The organism is Actinoplanes sp. TFC3, from assembly GCF_001553785.1.
GTDB lineage: Bacteria > Actinomycetota > Actinomycetes > Mycobacteriales > Micromonosporaceae > Actinoplanes.
This window is the reverse complement of sequence record NZ_LOJP01000001.1, coordinates 1663403-1679024: the sequence shown is the minus strand read 5'-3', so window position 1 is coordinate 1679024 and position 15622 is coordinate 1663403. Positions and strand designations below refer to the sequence as shown.

The window sequence follows — 15622 nt, the reverse complement described above, 5'->3', positions numbered from 1 at the left end:
TCCTCCCAAGGGGTCACCCGGAGAGCGAGTCCGGGGGTGAGATCAGCGCTTGAGGAGCTGGGTGAGGGAGCGGTAACGGAACTGCTGGACCAGCACGGCGGCCACGATGATGCCGCCCTTGACCATGTTCTGAACCTCGGTGGAGAGGTTGTTGATCGCAAACAGGTTGGTGATGGTGGAGAAGACGAGCACCCCGAACAGGGCGCCGACAATGGTGCCCCGGCCGCCGCTGAGCAGCGTGCCGCCGATGATGGCGGCGGCGATCGCGTCGAGCTCGTAGAGGTTGGCCATCGCGGCCTGGGCACTGGTGGCCTGCGACGTCAGCATGATCGCCGCAATGCCGCAGCACAGTCCGGACAGCGCGTACAGCAGCACGGTGTGCAGCCGGACGTTGATACCGGCCAGCCGGGCGGCTTCGACGTTGCCGCCGATTGCCACCGTGCGGCGGCCGAAGGTGGTGCGGTTGAGCAGGACCCAGCCCGCGGCCACCACCAGGGCCAGGATGATGACCAGCATCGGCACGCCGAGGATCTTGGTGCTGGCGATGCCGTTGATGGTGCTGTCGGCCGAGACCTGGGTCTGCTTGCCCGAGATCTGCGCGGCGAGCCCGCGGGCGGCGACCATCATGGCGAGGGTGGCGATGAAGGGCACCAGTTTGCCGTACGAGATCAGCACGCCGTTGATCAAACCGACCACGACGCCGACGACGATGGCGGTGAAGATCATGCCGGCGGTGCCATAGCTCTGGGTCGCCAGCGTGGTGGACCAGACGCCGGCCACCGCGATGATCGCGCCCACCGACAGGTCGATCCCACCCCCGATGATCACGAAGGTCATGCCCACCGTGACGACACCGATCGCCGACGCCTGCTGCAGAATCGTCCAGGTGTTGCCGGTCACCCAGCTCGCGTCGCCGTACAGCTCGGGTCGCGTCACGGCCCCGATGATGATCAGAACGACGAGTACCCCGACGAGACCAAGATTTCGCCGTACGGGCTCAGCGCCGTCCCCCTTCCACCAGCGTTGCTTGGGCGCGGGACCCGGAACCTTCGTGAGAGTCTGTTGCGTCATGCTGCCTCCCCCTCCATGAGCGCGCCAGACATGACCAAGTCCAGAACGGTCGCTTCGTCGATCTCTTCGGCGGGCGCCTCATGGATCAGGTGACCCTCGCGCATGACCAGGACCCGGTCGGCCAGCCCGAGCACCTCGGGTACCTCGCTGGAGACCAGCAGCACGCCCACGCCGTTCGCCGCCAAGTTGTGGATGACCTCGTAGAGCTCGGCTCGCGCGCCCACGTCCACACCGCGGGTCGGCTCGTCGAGCAGCAGCAACCGGGTGCGGTCAAGCAGCCAGCGGCCGACCACCACCTTCTGCTGGTTGCCGCCGGACAGGGTGCGTACCGCCCGCTCCACGCTGCGCGGACGCAACTCGAGCTGGTCGGCGATGCGTTCGGCGGCGGCGCGTTCCTTGCCGGTGTCGGTGAAGCCACTGCGGGCGTACCCGGAAAATGATGACAAGGTCATGTTGCGGTAGGTCGGCTCGTCGAGCAGCAAGGCTTGGCTCTTGCGTTCCTCGGGGGCCATGCCGATGCCGTGGCGCACCGCGGATCCGATGCTGCGGATCGGGTGACCGTCCACAGTGACAGTGCCCGCGTCGGCCTTGCGCGCCCCGAAGATGGTTTCGAGCAGTTCCGAGCGCCCCGAACCGACCAGCCCGGCGATGCCCACGATCTCCCCGGCGCGCACGGTCAGCGAGGCGTCGGCGAACTCGCCCTCGCGGGTCAGCCCCTCCACGCGCAGCAGCGGCTCACCTTCGGCGCGGCCCACGCGCGGCGGGAACACGTACTCGATGCTCCGCCCGGTCATCCGGCTGACCAGTTCACGGGTCGGGGTGTCGCGGGCGGACAGGTTCGCCGCGGTTGTGCGGCCGTCCTTGAGCACTGTCACCCGGTCGCCGATCTCGCGGATCTCCTCGAGCCGGTGCGAGATGTAGATGACGGCGATGCCCTGCGCGGTCAGCTCGTGGATGATGCGGAACAGGTTCTCCACCTCATCGTGGGCGAGCACGGCGCTGGGCTCGTCCATGACGATCAGCCGGGCGTCGTGCGACAGGGCCCGCGCCATGCTGACGATCTGTTTGCCCGCGGCCGGCAGCGAGCGGACCAGCCGGCGCGGCGGGATCTGCGGATGACCCAGACGAGCCAGGATTTCCCGGGTACGACCAGAAGTGGACCGCCGCCGCAGAAAACCCGCCCGGCTCTCCTCGTGTCCCAGAAACGCGTTCTCGGCCACCGACAAGTCATCGACCAGGTCCAGTTCCTGGTAGATCGTGGCGATCCCGGCGCGCATCGCGGCCTGGGGTGTCGCCGGGGCGAACGGCTCGCCCAGCCAGCTGAGGCTGCCCTCGTCGGCGTGGTGCACCCCGGCCAGCACCTTGATCAGCGTGGACTTGCCGGCACCGTTCTGCCCGAGCAGACAGTGCACCTCGCCGCGGCGCACCTCGAGCTCCACGCCGTCCAGCGCCCGCACGCCGGGGAACGTCTTGACGACCCCGTTGAGCTGCAGCACCACCTCGGAGTCGCTCATGATGCCTGCTCGAAGGCCGTGTCGCTGGCCAGCACGGCCGCGCCGGTGACGCCGGCGCGGGCCCCGAGTTCGCTGAGCACCACGGGCAGGTTGCCGGTGGCCAGCGGCAGCGAGCGGCGGTAAACCACGCTGCGGATCTCGGCGAGCAGAATGTGGCCCAGCTGCGCGAGCCCGCCCCCGATGACGATCATCGACGGGTTCGAGAAGCTGACCAGCGTGGCGAGCACCGCCCCGACCCGGCGTCCGCCGTCACGGATCAGCCGGATGCAGGTGACGTCCCCCTCGGCCGCCCCGTCGGCCACATCCCGCGCGCCGAGCGCCGGGCTGGTGGCGAGCCGCTCGGCCAGGGCCGGTGACTCACCGCTGCGCGCCGCGGCAAGTGCGTCACGGGCCAGGGCGGCCCCGCTGAACAGCGCTTCCAGGCAGCCGGCGTTGCCGCAGGAGCAGGTCGGCCCGTGCGAGTCGACCTGGATGTGGCCGATGTCGCCGGCGCAGCCGTCCACGCCCCGGTAGACCTCCCCGGCGAGGTGGATGCCGCAGCCGATGCCCGTACCAATCTTGACGAACAGGAAGTCGTCGACCGAGTGCGCGACCCCGCCGTGACGCTCCCCGATCGCCATGATGTTGACGTCGTTGTCCACCACCGCCGGGCACCCGTGTTCGCGGGTGAGCACCTCGCGCACCGGATAGCGATCCCAGCCCGGCATGATCGGCGGCGACACCGGCACCCCGTCGCGGAAACTCACCGGACCCGGCACCCCGATGCCGACCGCGTCCAGTTTTTCGTACGCCCCGTCGGTGCGTGCCTTGGCGAGCAGCTCGCTGACCCGGTGCAGTATCGCCTTGGGTCCGGTGCGGATGTCGATGCTTTCCCGGTACGCGGCCACGGGCTCGAGCCGGCCGTTGGTGACCTCGATGTCGATGGAGCTGGCGCCCAGATCGACGGCGGCGAAGCGCAGTCGCGGCTGCAATTCGACCAAAGTGGAGCGGCGGCCACCGCGTGAGGCAGCCATTCCGGCTTCGGCGATGTAGCCGTTGGCGACCAGGCGCTCGATCTCGGCGAGCAGCCGGGGCCGGGTCAGGTCGAGGCGGTCGCCGAGTTCGGCGCGCGAGATCGGTCCCTCGTCGCGCAGCAGCCGCAACAGGCGAAGATGGGGGGCGTCAACGACATGCACGGGCAACCTCCGGCCGTTCACACCGCCGCAAGCGGACGGTGTCACGCCCGTCACACTAGGGCCGTTCCGCCGCTCCAGTCCATAGTTTTTCGTTGATCCTCAGAAACTTTTGTCGACACAGTCAAAAGTGTTTCGGGCCTTAACGCACAAAGCGGCGGGCCTGATCGGCCCGCCGCTTTGCTGGAGTGCTGAAGTCAGTTGGTACTCAATCCCTTTTCGCTGCCCTTCTTGAGCTTGCGGTCGTCGCGCAGCTGCAGGAACGGCTCGTCGTCCGGGTCGTGCCCGGCCGCGATGGCCCGGCCCCGCTCCAGCTCGGCGTCGAGCTCGGCGCCCAGCATGATCGCGATGTTGGAGATCCACAACCAGACCAGGAAGGCGATGACGCCACCCAGAGTTCCGTACGTCTTGTTGTAGTTGGCGAAGTTGGCCAGGTAGATCGCGAACGCGCCGGAGGCGAGCACCCACAGCAGGACGGCGAAGATGCCACCCGGGCTGACCCAGCGGAAGCCGCCGGTCTTGGCGTTCGGCGAGGCCCAGTACAGGATCGCGAACATCAGGCTGACCAGCAGAATGAGCACCGGCCACTTGGCGATGTTCCAGGTGGTGACCGCTGCCGAGCCGAGCCCGATGCTGTCGCCCACGGCCTGCGCCAGGTCGCCGGTGAACACCACGATGACCGCGGACAGGATGAGCATGATGCCGACGATCGCCGTCACACCCACCCGGATGGGCAGCGTCTTCCAGATCGGCCGGCCCTCGGGCACGTCATAGATGGCGTTCGAGGCCCGCATGAACGCGGCGATGTAACCCGACGCCGACCAGAACGCGGCGATCAGACCCACGATGGCGGCGAAGCTCGCCGTACCCGAATCCGAGACCTGACCCAGCACCTGGTTGACCAGGTCCTTGATCTGGTTCGGAGCCACCTGGTTCAAGGTGTCCTGCACCGTCTGCTGCCCGTTGTCGCTGAGCAGACCCAAGATGGAGACCAGCACCAGCGCGCCGGGGAAGATCGACAGCACCCCGTAGTAGGTGAGCGCGGCGGCCCAGTCGGAGATGTTGTCCTCGGAGAACTGCTTGAACGTCCGCTTGACGGCGCCCATGATGCCCTTGCCCTTGAGCTGGGCGGGGTTGTCCGGACCCTCGTCGGGGCCGGGGGCGCTCAGGTCGTTCTCGCGGTCCTCACCGGTACGCGTGGTGCTCGGGTCGTAGCCCTTGTTTTCAGCGCCCTTGCGATCAGAGTCGCCGGACCTCTCGTGCTCCGAGTCGTGGGACTTGCCATGAAGCTTCATCGTGTGGGACTCCTTCAGCGCTGCACAGCAGGGTCTGCCGGTCCGCGGCATCGCGACCTGCGAAGGTGATGCCCGCCGCGTCCCTGCTCTAACCCTCTTCGAATCAGCAGACCCCCAGCGAGCACCCAGCTCAGCGCCGTACCGGTCTTATTTGAGCAGCAGCTTGCCCATCCGCCGGCTGGCCACGGCCATGCCGGCGGCGAACAGCACGAGCAGATAGAACACGTCCAGCAGCTGCAGCCAGCCCACGCCGCCGAGGCACAACGCGCGGGTCAGGTCGACTGCGCGGTACAGCGGGGTGATCTCAACCAGCCAGCGCAGCACCGCCGGATAGGCCTGGGCCGGAACGAACGTGCCGGAGAACAGGAAGAGCGCGAACTGCACCGAGACCACGATGTCGAAGTCCTGCCAGCTGCGCATGAACGTGGACAGGGCCATGCCGAGGCTGCCGAAGGTGAACCCGATCAGGACGGTGGCGAAGAACGCGGCGACCGCCCGCCCCGGGGTCGTCAGGTCCATCGCCACCATGACGACCAGGAACGCCGCGCCGTAGATGTTGCCGCGGATCATCGCCCAGGCCAGCTCGCCGAGCGCGACCTCGATGGGCCGCAGCGGGGTGGCGAGCATGCCGTCGTACAGCTTCCAGTATTTCATCTTGCCGAAGAAGTTGAACGTGGTCTCCGACAGCGCACCGGTCATTGCCGAGGAGGCAAGCATGGCCGGGGCCACGAACGCCGCATATTCCACGACCCGGCCGCCGGGCAGCGTGAGGTCGCCGATCAGGGCCCCGACGCCCACGCCGATGGAGAACAGGTAGAGCAGCGGCTCCAGGAAACCGGAAGCCACCACGATCCAATACGCCCCGCGCAGCGAGGTGGCGTTGCGTTCGATCACCGCGCCGGAGCGACGGGCCGGGCCCTCGGACGCGATCAGCCGGGGCAGCATGAGAGTCACCATGCCAGTCCTCCCTAGACCGTCAGCCGGCGGCGGAATTGGCGCAACGCGAGCCACCAGCCCGCACCCGCCCACAGGGCCAGGTAGGCGACGTGGCCCAGCGCCGGCCAGGTGGGGGCGACGCCCAGCGTTGCGGCGCGGCTCAGATCGACCGCGTGCCACAACGGGAACCCATACGCCACCCACTGCAGCGCGGAGGGCAGCGACTGGACCGGGAAGAACACGCCGGAGAACAGCGACATCGGCAGCACCCCGAGACGGAACAGAATCGCCAGGTACGTGTCCCCGCGCACGGTGGACGAGTAGGCGAACGTCGGCGTCGCCACAGCCAGCCCGACCAGCGCCGCAATCGGCAATGTCAGCCAGGCCCACCACGAGTGCATGGTGCCGAACGCCGTCGCGATGGCCAGGAACGCGGCCGAGCTGATCAGCGTGCGCAGCACCACGAACAGCAGGTGGCCGTCGAGGATGTCGGTGACCCGCAGCGGCGCCGCACCCTGGGTGAAGTAGAGCCGCTGCCACTCGAAGTTGCCCAGCACCGGCCAGGTGGACTCGCCCACCGCTACCTGCATGGCCGTCGACGCGATCAGGCCGGGCACCATCCAGTCCAGATATGGCACGCCTTGGACGCCGCCGTTGACGTACGCCCCGACGCCCACCCCGAAGCCGAGCATCGTCAGCAGCGGCAGCACGAACGACGACAGCACGCTGGAGCGCCACACCCGGCGATAGTTGACCAGGTAATACTCGAGCACGTAAAAGGTCATCAGTCCACCAGCGTCCGGCCGGTCAGGGTCAGGAACACGTCCTCGAGGCTGCTGCGGCGCACCAGCACGTTGGCGGGGCTGAGCGGGCGGGCGGTCACCGCGGCCACGGCATCATCGCCCTGCTCGACGTAGAGCAGGATGCGGTCGGGCAGGATCTCCAGCCGCTCACCGATGCCGTCGAGCTTGTCCGCGAACGGCTCCTGTGACTCCGCGGCGAAGCGCAGTTCCACCACTTCACGCGTGGAATACCGGTCGATCAACGTGCGCGGCGAACCCTCCGCCACGATCGTGCCGCCGTCCATCACCACCAGGCGGTCGCACAGCTGCTCGGCCTCGTCCATGTAATGCGTGGTCAGCACCAGCGTGACGCCCTGTTGCTTGAGCCGGAACAACCGCTCCCACACCAGATGCCGGGCCTGCGGGTCGAGGCCGGTGGTGGGCTCGTCGAGCAGCACGATCTCTGGCTCGTTGACCAGCGCCCGGGCGATCGTCAACCGGCGCTTCATCCCCCCGGACAGCGGCTCGACCTTGCTGTCGGCCCGCTCGGTGAGCTGGACGAAATCCAGCAGCTCGGCGGCGCGGGCGCGGGCAACCTTGCGGGGAATGCCGAAGAACCGGGCGTACGTCGTCAGGTTTTCCCGCACGGTCAGCTCGGGATCCAGGTTGTCCAGCTGCGGGCAGACGCCGAGCCGCCCCCTGATCTTCACCCCGTCGCGCAGCGGATCCAGGTCGAGAATGCGCAGCACTCCCCCGCTGGGCGGCGACACACACCCGATCATGCGCATGGTGGAGCTTTTGCCGGCGCCGTTGGGTCCGAGGAACCCGAACGCCTCACCGCGCTGCACATCGACGTCGATGCCGTCCACCGCGGTGAAGTCGCCGAACCGTTTGACCAGCCCACGGGCGTGAATAAGAGCCACAACCGAGACCCTAGCCAAGGGGTACGACAAAAGCGCGCGGGTTACGCCGGTGGCGTGGTCGCCTCCTGGGCCGAGGCGACGAGCTGGTCGGTGACCTCGACGATCGGCTCGGCATCCACAGCGGTCTTGGCGTCATAACGCACCGACCAGAGCAGACCGTCGGCCCCGCTGACCCGCCGCCCCACCACCCGCACCCCGCCGTTGGGCGGCAACGGGTGATGCGAGGTGTAACCCACCGACCGGGTCACCCGGGTGCGTACCTGATCGGGCAGGTCCCCCGGCTCCAGCAGCAGGAATCCGATGATCGGCGCGTCCACCAGCACCGTGTAACCGTGGCGCTCCTGCGCCACCTCGGCCGGGGTGATCCGCAGCTCGCGGCCCGACCACACGGCCTTGTGGATGTCATGCCAGCCGAGCCGGGTGCCGCTGGGCAGCCACAGCCCCCGGTTGGTGGCCACCAGCACCGAGTTCTCATCGACTGCGGCCCAGGACAGCACCCGCTCCTCGCTCTCCAGCGGGGGCGTCTGCGCGGCGGGCAGCTTCGGACGTCGGCGGAAGAGCTTCACAGTGCACCTGCTGCCTGGTCGCGCAGCGCGCGGGCGTGCTGCTCCAGCGAGAAGAGTTCCCCGACCAGGGTGTTGAATTCGTCCTTGTGCGCGACCGGGTTGAGCCGCTGCACCTTGGATTTCAACTCCTTGATCCGGGTGGTGACCGCGCCGGCCTGCAGCCGGGCCAGGTGCACCTGGACATAACGCAAGTCGGCCTCGCCGTCGACGTGCACGGCCTCGACCGCCAACTCGGCGATCAGAGCCTTCCCGCCGAGATCTTCGCATGCGTCGCGGACCGCTTCGATCCACACCACACCACCGGTAGCGGTGCCGGCCCCACCCGCCGCGGCGACAGCCTCGCGCACCGAGCGCAGCACCGGGTCACCGTACGAGTCGGCCTCGATGGCATCGAACATGGGACCGGCGAGCACCGGATACTGCAGGGCGAGCTTCAACGTCTCCCGCTCGACCTCGCGCTGCGGGTTGACCACATTGCGCTGCTGACCCGCGGCCGGCGCGTCGGGCGTCACGGCCTGGGCCACCGCGCGCTGCACCGGCTCCAGGTCCATCCCCAGGTCACCGGCGAGCTTACGGGCGTACTCCGGACGCTTCTCCCGGTCCTTGATCTTGGCCACCAGCGGTGCAGCCCTGCGCATCGCCTCCACCCGGCCTTCGACGGTGTCCAGGTCGAAACGGGCCAGTGTCTGACGCAACGCGAAGTCAACCAGCGGCTCCCGACCGGCGATCATGTCCCGCACCGCGAGGTCACCCCGGGCCAGCCGCAGCTCACAGGGGTCCATGTTGTCCGGGCTGACCGCGATGAACGTGCGCCCGACGAACCGCTGATCCTCCTCGAAGGCCCGCAACGCCGCCTTCTGCCCCGCCGCGTCCCCGTCAAAGGTGTAAATGATCTCGCCCGTGAAGCTGTCGCTGTCCATCAGCAACCGGCGCAGCACCCCGATGTGATCCACCCCGAACGCCGTGCCACAGGTCGCCACCGCCGTCGGCTCACCGGCCTCGTGGCACGCCATGACATCGGTGTACCCCTCGACAATCACCGCGCGCCCCCGCTTGGCGATCTCCCGCTTGGCCTGGTCGATGCCATAGAGCACATGCGACTTCTTGTACAGCGGCGTCTCGGGGGTGTTCAGGTACTTGGGCCCGTCATCGTCGTCGAAAAGCTTGCGCGCTCCGAACCCGATGACATCGCCGCTCATATCCTTGATGGGCCACAGCAGCCGCCGCCGGAACCGGTCGATCAGCGAACCCGAGCGCGCCGGCTTGGCCAGACCACCCGTCGTCAGCTCGTCGCGCGTGAAGCCCTTCTGCAACAGATGCTTGGTGAGCAGGTCCCACCCGTCGGGCGCGAAACCACACCCGTACGTCTGCGCCGCATCGCGTCCGAAGCCCCGCTGAGCCAGGAACTCCCTCGCCTTGCGCGCCCCACCGCGGCCCAGCTGATCGGCATAGAACTCGGCGGCCGCAGCGTGCGCGGCGATCAACCGCTGTTTCTGCCCGGGCTGCTGGCGCTGCTGCTCCCCGCCGTTGCGGTTGAACCCCGACTCGTCATAGCGAAGCTGAATGCCCGCCTTGCCCGCCAGCCGCTCCAGCGACTCGACAAACGTCAGATGCTCGGCATCCATCAGGAACTTGATGGCGTCCCCACCAGCGCCACATCCGTGGCAGTTACCGGTGAGGATGTTGTCTTCGAGAACGAAAGCGTGGGTGCCGTCGACGACCGGGCAGAAGACCTCTTCGACTTCGCCGTGGTCTTCGATCGCCGCAACGACCCAACCGCGGCGCTCATACTTCTTCCGAGCCGAAACGAAGCGGTCGCGGTGGGCGGTGATGAGGAAGAAGTCTTCCGGAAGGTCTTCGCCCATGAGGGTCAGCCGATAGATCGGCGTGGGGTCCCCCTGCGAGCCGTCGGGCCGCTGTTGATCAGGAAAGCCAGGCCGGGTGTCCTCGCGGATGCCATAGGTGCCCACGCCAATTCGCGTGCACAGGTCACGCACGAACTCCAGATTCTCGCGGTGCGCGGAATCGAGCGAGATGCAGCCGTCGGCCGCTACGTCGCCGTCAGCCGCGAAATACCCGGCCAGCCAGCCATAGAGGTACGAGAGCGACTCGGTCAGCTGCGGTAACTCGATCTTGAAGTACGCCGGGAGGTCGGTGACCGTCATGCGGTTCTCACTGGCGTACGTCTCGTTAAGCGGGAACCACTTGAGCAGGTCCCGGTCTTTGTCCCCGTCGAGCAGCGCAACGCTGCCCTGATCGAGAAGGGTGCCGTCGCCGAAAACGATGCCTCGGGCAATCCCGAAGGGTGATGGCCTGGAGGTGTCGCCGCCGTCCCGGCTGGAGAGCGCCCGCGGGAACACGTGAGCCAGCCGGTCACCGGTCTTGAGCTCGGCGGTGGTTCGCTCGATGCGCTTTTCCACGCCACGGCTGCGGCTGCTGATGAACCAGCGGTGGTTGGCCGTGGCCCGGATCGTCTTCTGCTGGCCGTTGCGGGTCAGGTGGAGGTGAACCAGCGCCTGTTCCCCGAAGGAGAGGAACGGCGCCTCCACGAACCACCCGTGCGTCGTGATCACCCGATGGCTGCTGCCGGCCAGCTCACGGATCGGCCGTACGCCCTGGTTCGTGATGACCCGGGTCTCTCCCGCCAGGCAGAAGTACACGTTCCGCGCCGGGGAGACCGTGAAGGACGGGGTCTTTTCGTCGTGGAAGGGGCACAGGCCCTTGAGGTTGCCGCCGCCGGCCGACCGGAGCGTTACCGTCTCGCTGATGATGTCCGCGATCGAGGTCCGGTCGCGGACCAGCGCGATGTCCTCGTCCTTGACCCTGCCCGCCACCGCTACATACTGCCTCGCCTCAGCGGGCGCTTGCCACGAGGGTCCGGTGCCAGGTGACGGCGGCCGGGTCGGTCAGCGAGGCGACCTGGTCGACGACGACGCGCAGACGGGCGGCATCGTCCGAGGCCTCGTGCCACATGGCGGTGAACATGGGATCGAGGTAGCCGGGGGCGCGGCGGCAGAGTTCCTCGACAAGAGTGGTGAGGATCTCTCTTTGTTGTTCGTACCAGTGCTCGGCGGCGCGGGCTCGCATGACGTAGCGCAGGGCCATGCCCTTGAGCAGGGCGCACTGGTTGCGCACGGTGCGCGGGACGATGAGGTCGGCGGCGTAGCGGCGTACCGGCTCGCTGTTGTGGCGGCTGCTGGTGGCGCCGACCGCGGAGGCCACGAACCGGCCGGTGAGCACGCTGGTCATGCGTTTGAGGGCGACCTGCGAGCGGTACGTGCCGTCGTAGCCGGCCGTGGCGTGCACCAGGTCGTCGGCCAGCAGCAGGTCGAGCGCCTCGGCCAGCTTGGCCGGGCTCTCGTCGGAGTAGGTGCCGGCCACGTCGGCGCACAGCTCGGCGCGTTCGTCGGCGTCGTCCAGCAGCGGGCGCAATGACAGGTAGCCGCCGTGGATGCCGTCCTCGACGTCGTGCACCGAGTACGCGACGTCGTCGGCCCAGTCCATGACCTGGGCTTCGAGGCAGCGATGGTCGCCGGGCGGCGCGGTTTGGCGTACCCAATCGAACACCGGCCGGTCGTCGGGATAGACCCCGAACTTGCGGGTCTTGGGCCGCCTGGGCCAGGGGTATTTGCAGGCGGCGTCGAGCGAGGCGCGGGTCAGGTTGAGTCCGGCGCCCTCGACCTTGGCCTCCAGGCGGGTCAGCACCCGCAGCGTCTGGGCGTTGCCCTCGAATCCTCCGCAGGGCTGAGCGATCACGTCGAGCGCTGCCTCGCCGTTGTGCCCGAACGGCGGGTGGCCGATGTCGTGGGCCAGCCCGGCCACGTCCACCACGTCCGGGTCACAGCCCAGCCGCGCGCCCATCTCCCGGGAGATCTGCGCGACTTCCAGCGAATGGGTCAGCCGGGTTCGCAGGAAGTCGTCGACGCCGGCCGTGTGCACCTGGGTCTTGGCGGCCAGCCGCCGGAAACCGGCCGAGTGCAGCACCCGGGCGCGGTCGCGTTCGAAGGGGGTACGGCCATAGCCGCTGTCCTTGCCGGGTTCGCTCACCCAGCGTTCGGCGTCGCGCGGCACAGATCAACAGTACTCATTTTTTCGAGCTGAGCACGCAGAACTCGTTGCCCTCGGGGTCGGCGAGCACCACCCAGCTGACCTCGTGCTGGCCGATGTCGACGGGGCGGGCCCCCATGTCGACCAGGCGTTCGACCTCGGATTCCTGGTCGTCGGGGCGCAGGTCGATGTGCAGGCGGTTCTTTGCCGTCTTGGCGTCCGGGACGGTGGTGAACAGCAGGCCCGGCAGTTGGTCGGGGGCGCGGCGGATCTCCACCTCGTCCGGGCCCTCGTGCACGATCCGGTAGCCGAGCGCCTCGGCCCACCAGCGAGCGAGCCGGGCCGGATCTTCCGCGTCAACGACGACCTGTTCCCAGCTGCTGGGCATAGAGCACGACCTCCACGAGATCCCATCGAAAGTGACGATCATGTTACGCGCAACCGTCCGGTTCGCGCCGCACAGACGACGCACCGGTCGTGCGACCTCCGCCGCCGGCACCTCCGACACTGGCCTCAAGGAGGACGTCGTGCATGCGAATCGTCAGCACCTGATCGATCTGGCCCGGGCCGGTCGCACCGGCGCACTGCACATCGGCGGCGCGCCGGGCGGCACCGTCTATCTGGTGGCGGGACGCATCTCGTACGCGGAGTCTCCCGCATCACGGGGGCTCGGCGAGCGGCTCGTCGGATCGGGGCGCCTGCCCGCGGCGGTGTGGCAGCATGCGTACCAGACCGGCCGCCGCACCTCGCTGCTGCGCGATGGCTGGCTCGGCCCCGGTGAGCTGCACGAACGCCTGGCCGCCACAATCGCCGACGCCACCCATGAAGCGCTGCGCGGCGACGGCCCGGCGTGGTTCGTCAACGATGAGCGTCACTGGCTGGCCGGCCTTGCGTCGGTTCGGAGCCGGGTATCGAAAAACATGACGCACATCTGGTGCGACCCGAGATCGCAGCGTGCCCGCAAGATGGCCCATTGTGACGGCGGGGTGGCGAAGATCCCCCCGAAGGTATGAACCCCTATCACGGCAGAGGAGTGACGTGCCCGGGGTCGAGGAATGTCTGCGGGAGGCCATGACGATTCCCGGCGCGCTCGGGGCCAGCATCGTCGACTACACCACCGGGTTCCCGGTCGCGATGACCGGAGCCGCACCCAACGAGGACCACGAGGCCGCGGCGGCCGGTACGGCGGAGGTCGTACAAGCGGCGCAGAGCCGCTCGCTGTTCGTCTCGGCGGTCCCCCACGACCTGCTTGAGGATCTGATCATCACGACGGCCGGCGGTTACCACCTGCTGCGCCTGGTGCACACCGGCTTCGACAGCCGGCTGGTGCTCTACCTATGGCTGGACCGGCTGCGCGGCAACCTCGCCGTGGCCCGCCTGCGGATGCAGACCCTCGCCGAACAACTGACCACAGTCACTCAACCGCAATGAGGAGCTCAAGGTGACGGCCGCCCTGCTTTCCCAAGCCGCTCAGTTCGCGCAGGCCGCTGACGACCGGCGGACCGGTGCGCTGGTCTTCGCCGGGGGCACGGTTCACCTGGTGGACGGTCAGGTGACCTACGCGGAGTCGGCGGCGGCGCCGGGGGTCGGGGAGCTGCTCACCGCGTCGGGGCGGCTGGCTGCGCGCACCTGGCAGGCTGCGGTGGACGCGGGTTGCGGGCGGGTGCCGGCCGGGCGGCTGCTGGTCGAGCACGGTCACCTCACCCAGGGTGAGCTGGAACTGTGTGTGCTGGGGGCGACCTACGACGCGGCGTACTTCATCTTCGGCGCGACCGAGGCGCCGGTGGACTTTCTCGACGGGGCCCGGCACTGGCTCGGTGACGTGGTGCGCATCGACGCGACGTCGTTGGAGCGCGAGGCCCGGCGCCGCGCGCGGTTGCTGGACGAGATCCTGCCCAACCCGGCGATCGACGCGGCCCCGGTCATCCCGGTCGCCCGTCCGCCCCGCGCACGGATCACCGTGACCGCCGCGCAGTGGGAGCTGCTGGTGCATGCCGACGGCCAGCGCACCCCTGGGGATCTGGCTCTGCTGCTCGGTCGCGCGGGTTTTGCGACGGTCCAGGAGCTGCGCAAACTTGCGGCCGCGGGGCTGATAGAACAACCCCAGGATGCGCCGGTACGTCCACAGCTCACCCTGTGCGCCCCGGGGCCCTCGTCTGGCCCTCCGACGGCCCCACCGCCGGCCCCACCGTCTTCTCCGCCGCCGCTTGATCGGCGGAAACCCGGCGCCCGCTTGCCCCGCGACTTGGCTGAGGCGCCCCCGCCGCCGCGGCATGGCGCCGACGAAGCCCTGCTCAAACGCCTCTGCGCGGCCTTGCGAGCGCTGCGATGACCCGTGCCCCGCCTCAGCTTTTCAGAAGGGAGTCCCCGACGATGACCGTGGACACGGCGGTTCTGACCGAACTCGGCAACCTGCGCAAGCGGCTGCCCGAGCTGTCCGGCAGTGTCCTGGCCACCACGGACGGCATGGTGGTCGCGCATGACGCGCACGGCATCGAACCTGACAGCATTGCCGCCCTGGCCGCCGCCCACCTGGCCCTGGCCCGGCGCTTCGCGCACGCCGTCAACCACGGTGAGCTGCGCGAATCGGTAGTCGAATGCGACGGTGGCTACATCACCTCGTACACCGCGGGCCCGAACGCCCTGCTCACGCTGGTCACCACGCGCAACGCGAACCTGGCGATGGTGCACCTGGAAGCGCGCCGCGCCGTACGCCGGCTGGTCGAGGTCCTGGTTCTGCAGCCCCCAGCCCCGCCGCTGCCGGAGATCCCGGCGCAGTCGGCTCCTCTCGCCCGGCGCACGCCGATGGCCACTCTGCAGAACGCCATACGAGGCCGCTGAGCCCATTTGTTTGGTACGCACATCACTACGGAGGAACAAGATCCATGGCTGACATGGAAACCGCACTCAAGGAAATTATGGACATCGACGGCGCCATCGGCGTAGCGCTGGTCGATCACACCAGCGGCATGGCCCTGGGCACGGCCGGCGGCGGCAAGGAACTCGACCTGACGGTGGCAGCGGCCGGCAACACCGACGTGGTCCGAGCCAAACTCCGCGCCATGGAGATGCTCAACATCTCCGAAAAAATCGAGGACATCCTGATCACCCTCGACATGCAGTACCACATGATCCGCCCCCTCACCAGCCGCTCCGGTAAGGGCCTCTTCCTCTATGTGGCCCTGCGCCGGGACCGCTCCAACCTGGCCATGGCCCGCCACCACCTCCGCCGCATCGAAAACGACATCGACGTCTGAGCGTCATCGTGGGATCGGGGGCGGGACGGGCACCTGGCGCTCGCCCCGCCCCCGCCCAT

The 15622-nt window shown here is 68.5% G+C and carries 16 protein-coding genes and 2 pseudogenes; 5 read left to right on the top strand and 13 right to left on the bottom strand.

What is annotated here, in order from left to right; all coding sequences use genetic code 11:
- Positions 1-42: 42 nt before the first annotated feature.
- From TFC3_RS07610 to TFC3_RS07560, 13 genes and pseudogenes are all read right to left on the bottom strand, one after another.
- Positions 43-1071 (bottom strand): ABC transporter permease, encoded by a 1029-nt coding sequence (locus tag TFC3_RS07610; RefSeq protein ID WP_067497339.1) that lies wholly within the window; start codon positions 1069-1071, stop codon positions 43-45.
- Positions 1068-2585 carry a sugar ABC transporter ATP-binding protein gene (locus TFC3_RS07605; RefSeq protein ID WP_067497336.1) on the bottom strand — a complete coding sequence of 506 codons (1518 nt, stop codon included), beginning with the start codon at positions 2583-2585 and terminating at the stop codon, positions 1068-1070. Before TFC3_RS07605 ends, TFC3_RS07610 begins: the two co-directional genes overlap by 4 nt.
- A complete protein-coding gene (locus TFC3_RS07600; protein ID WP_067497333.1) occupies positions 2582-3760 on the bottom strand; it encodes an ROK family protein in 1179 nt (392 codons plus the stop codon). The genes TFC3_RS07605 and TFC3_RS07600 overlap by 4 nt, the downstream gene beginning before the upstream one ends.
- Before the next feature lie 194 nt (positions 3761-3954).
- Entirely contained in the window at positions 3955-5052 is a 1098-nt protein-coding gene (locus tag TFC3_RS07595) for a YihY/virulence factor BrkB family protein (protein ID WP_067497330.1), read from the bottom strand.
- A 147-nt stretch (positions 5053-5199) separates the two neighbouring features.
- Entirely contained in the window at positions 5200-6009 is an 810-nt protein-coding gene (locus tag TFC3_RS07590) for an ABC transporter permease (protein WP_067497328.1), read from the bottom strand.
- An 11-nt stretch (positions 6010-6020) separates the two neighbouring features.
- Entirely contained in the window at positions 6021-6773 is a 753-nt protein-coding gene (locus TFC3_RS07585) for an ABC transporter permease (protein WP_067497326.1), read from the bottom strand.
- A complete protein-coding gene (locus TFC3_RS07580) occupies positions 6773-7693 on the bottom strand; it encodes an ABC transporter ATP-binding protein (RefSeq protein WP_067506181.1) in 921 nt (306 codons plus the stop codon). Before TFC3_RS07580 ends, TFC3_RS07585 begins: the two co-directional genes overlap by 1 nt.
- A gap of 41 nt (positions 7694-7734) precedes the next feature.
- Complete coding sequence (locus TFC3_RS07575) at positions 7735-8259, bottom strand: hypothetical protein (protein WP_067497323.1); 525 nt, start codon at positions 8257-8259, stop codon at positions 7735-7737.
- The gene (gene dnaG / locus TFC3_RS39135) at positions 8256-10124 is read right to left on the bottom strand and encodes a DNA primase (RefSeq protein WP_369819668.1); all 1869 of its coding nucleotides are present in this window, start codon (positions 10122-10124) and stop codon (positions 8256-8258) included. The genes TFC3_RS07575 and dnaG overlap by 4 nt, the downstream gene beginning before the upstream one ends.
- Positions 10125-10220: 96 nt before the next feature.
- A pseudogene (locus TFC3_RS40395) lies at positions 10221-10808 on the bottom strand (LAGLIDADG family homing endonuclease); the annotation flags it as partial.
- Between the two features lie 99 nt (positions 10809-10907).
- Positions 10908-11093: pseudogene (locus tag TFC3_RS40390) on the bottom strand (CHC2 zinc finger domain-containing protein); the annotation flags it as partial.
- Positions 11094-11112: 19 nt separating this feature from the next.
- Positions 11113-12330, bottom strand: a complete 1218-nt coding sequence (locus TFC3_RS07565) for a deoxyguanosinetriphosphate triphosphohydrolase (protein ID WP_067497317.1) — start codon at positions 12328-12330, stop codon at positions 11113-11115.
- A gap of 13 nt (positions 12331-12343) precedes the next feature.
- The gene (locus TFC3_RS07560) at positions 12344-12694 is read right to left on the bottom strand and encodes a VOC family protein (RefSeq protein ID WP_067497314.1); all 351 of its coding nucleotides are present in this window, start codon (positions 12692-12694) and stop codon (positions 12344-12346) included.
- Between the two features lie 139 nt (positions 12695-12833).
- Here TFC3_RS07560 and TFC3_RS07555 point away from each other — a divergent pair, with 139 nt between their 5' ends.
- From TFC3_RS07555 to TFC3_RS07535, 5 genes are read left to right on the top strand one after another with little or no spacing between them, the layout of a single operon-like run.
- Positions 12834-13319, top strand: coding sequence for a DUF4388 domain-containing protein (locus TFC3_RS07555; protein ID WP_153040130.1), 486 nt, complete (start codon positions 12834-12836; stop codon positions 13317-13319).
- A 25-nt stretch (positions 13320-13344) separates the two neighbouring features.
- Positions 13345-13737, top strand: a complete 393-nt coding sequence (locus TFC3_RS07550; protein ID WP_067497309.1) for a hypothetical protein — start codon at positions 13345-13347, stop codon at positions 13735-13737.
- A 10-nt stretch (positions 13738-13747) separates the two neighbouring features.
- Entirely contained in the window at positions 13748-14638 is an 891-nt protein-coding gene (locus TFC3_RS07545) for a DUF4388 domain-containing protein (RefSeq protein WP_067497307.1), read from the top strand.
- Between the two features lie 41 nt (positions 14639-14679).
- Positions 14680-15147, top strand: a complete 468-nt coding sequence (locus TFC3_RS07540) for a roadblock/LC7 domain-containing protein (protein ID WP_067497305.1) — start codon at positions 14680-14682, stop codon at positions 15145-15147.
- Positions 15148-15191: 44 nt separating this feature from the next.
- Entirely contained in the window at positions 15192-15563 is a 372-nt protein-coding gene (locus tag TFC3_RS07535) for a hypothetical protein (RefSeq protein ID WP_067497303.1), read from the top strand.
- The last annotated feature ends 59 nt before the right edge of the window (positions 15564-15622 follow it).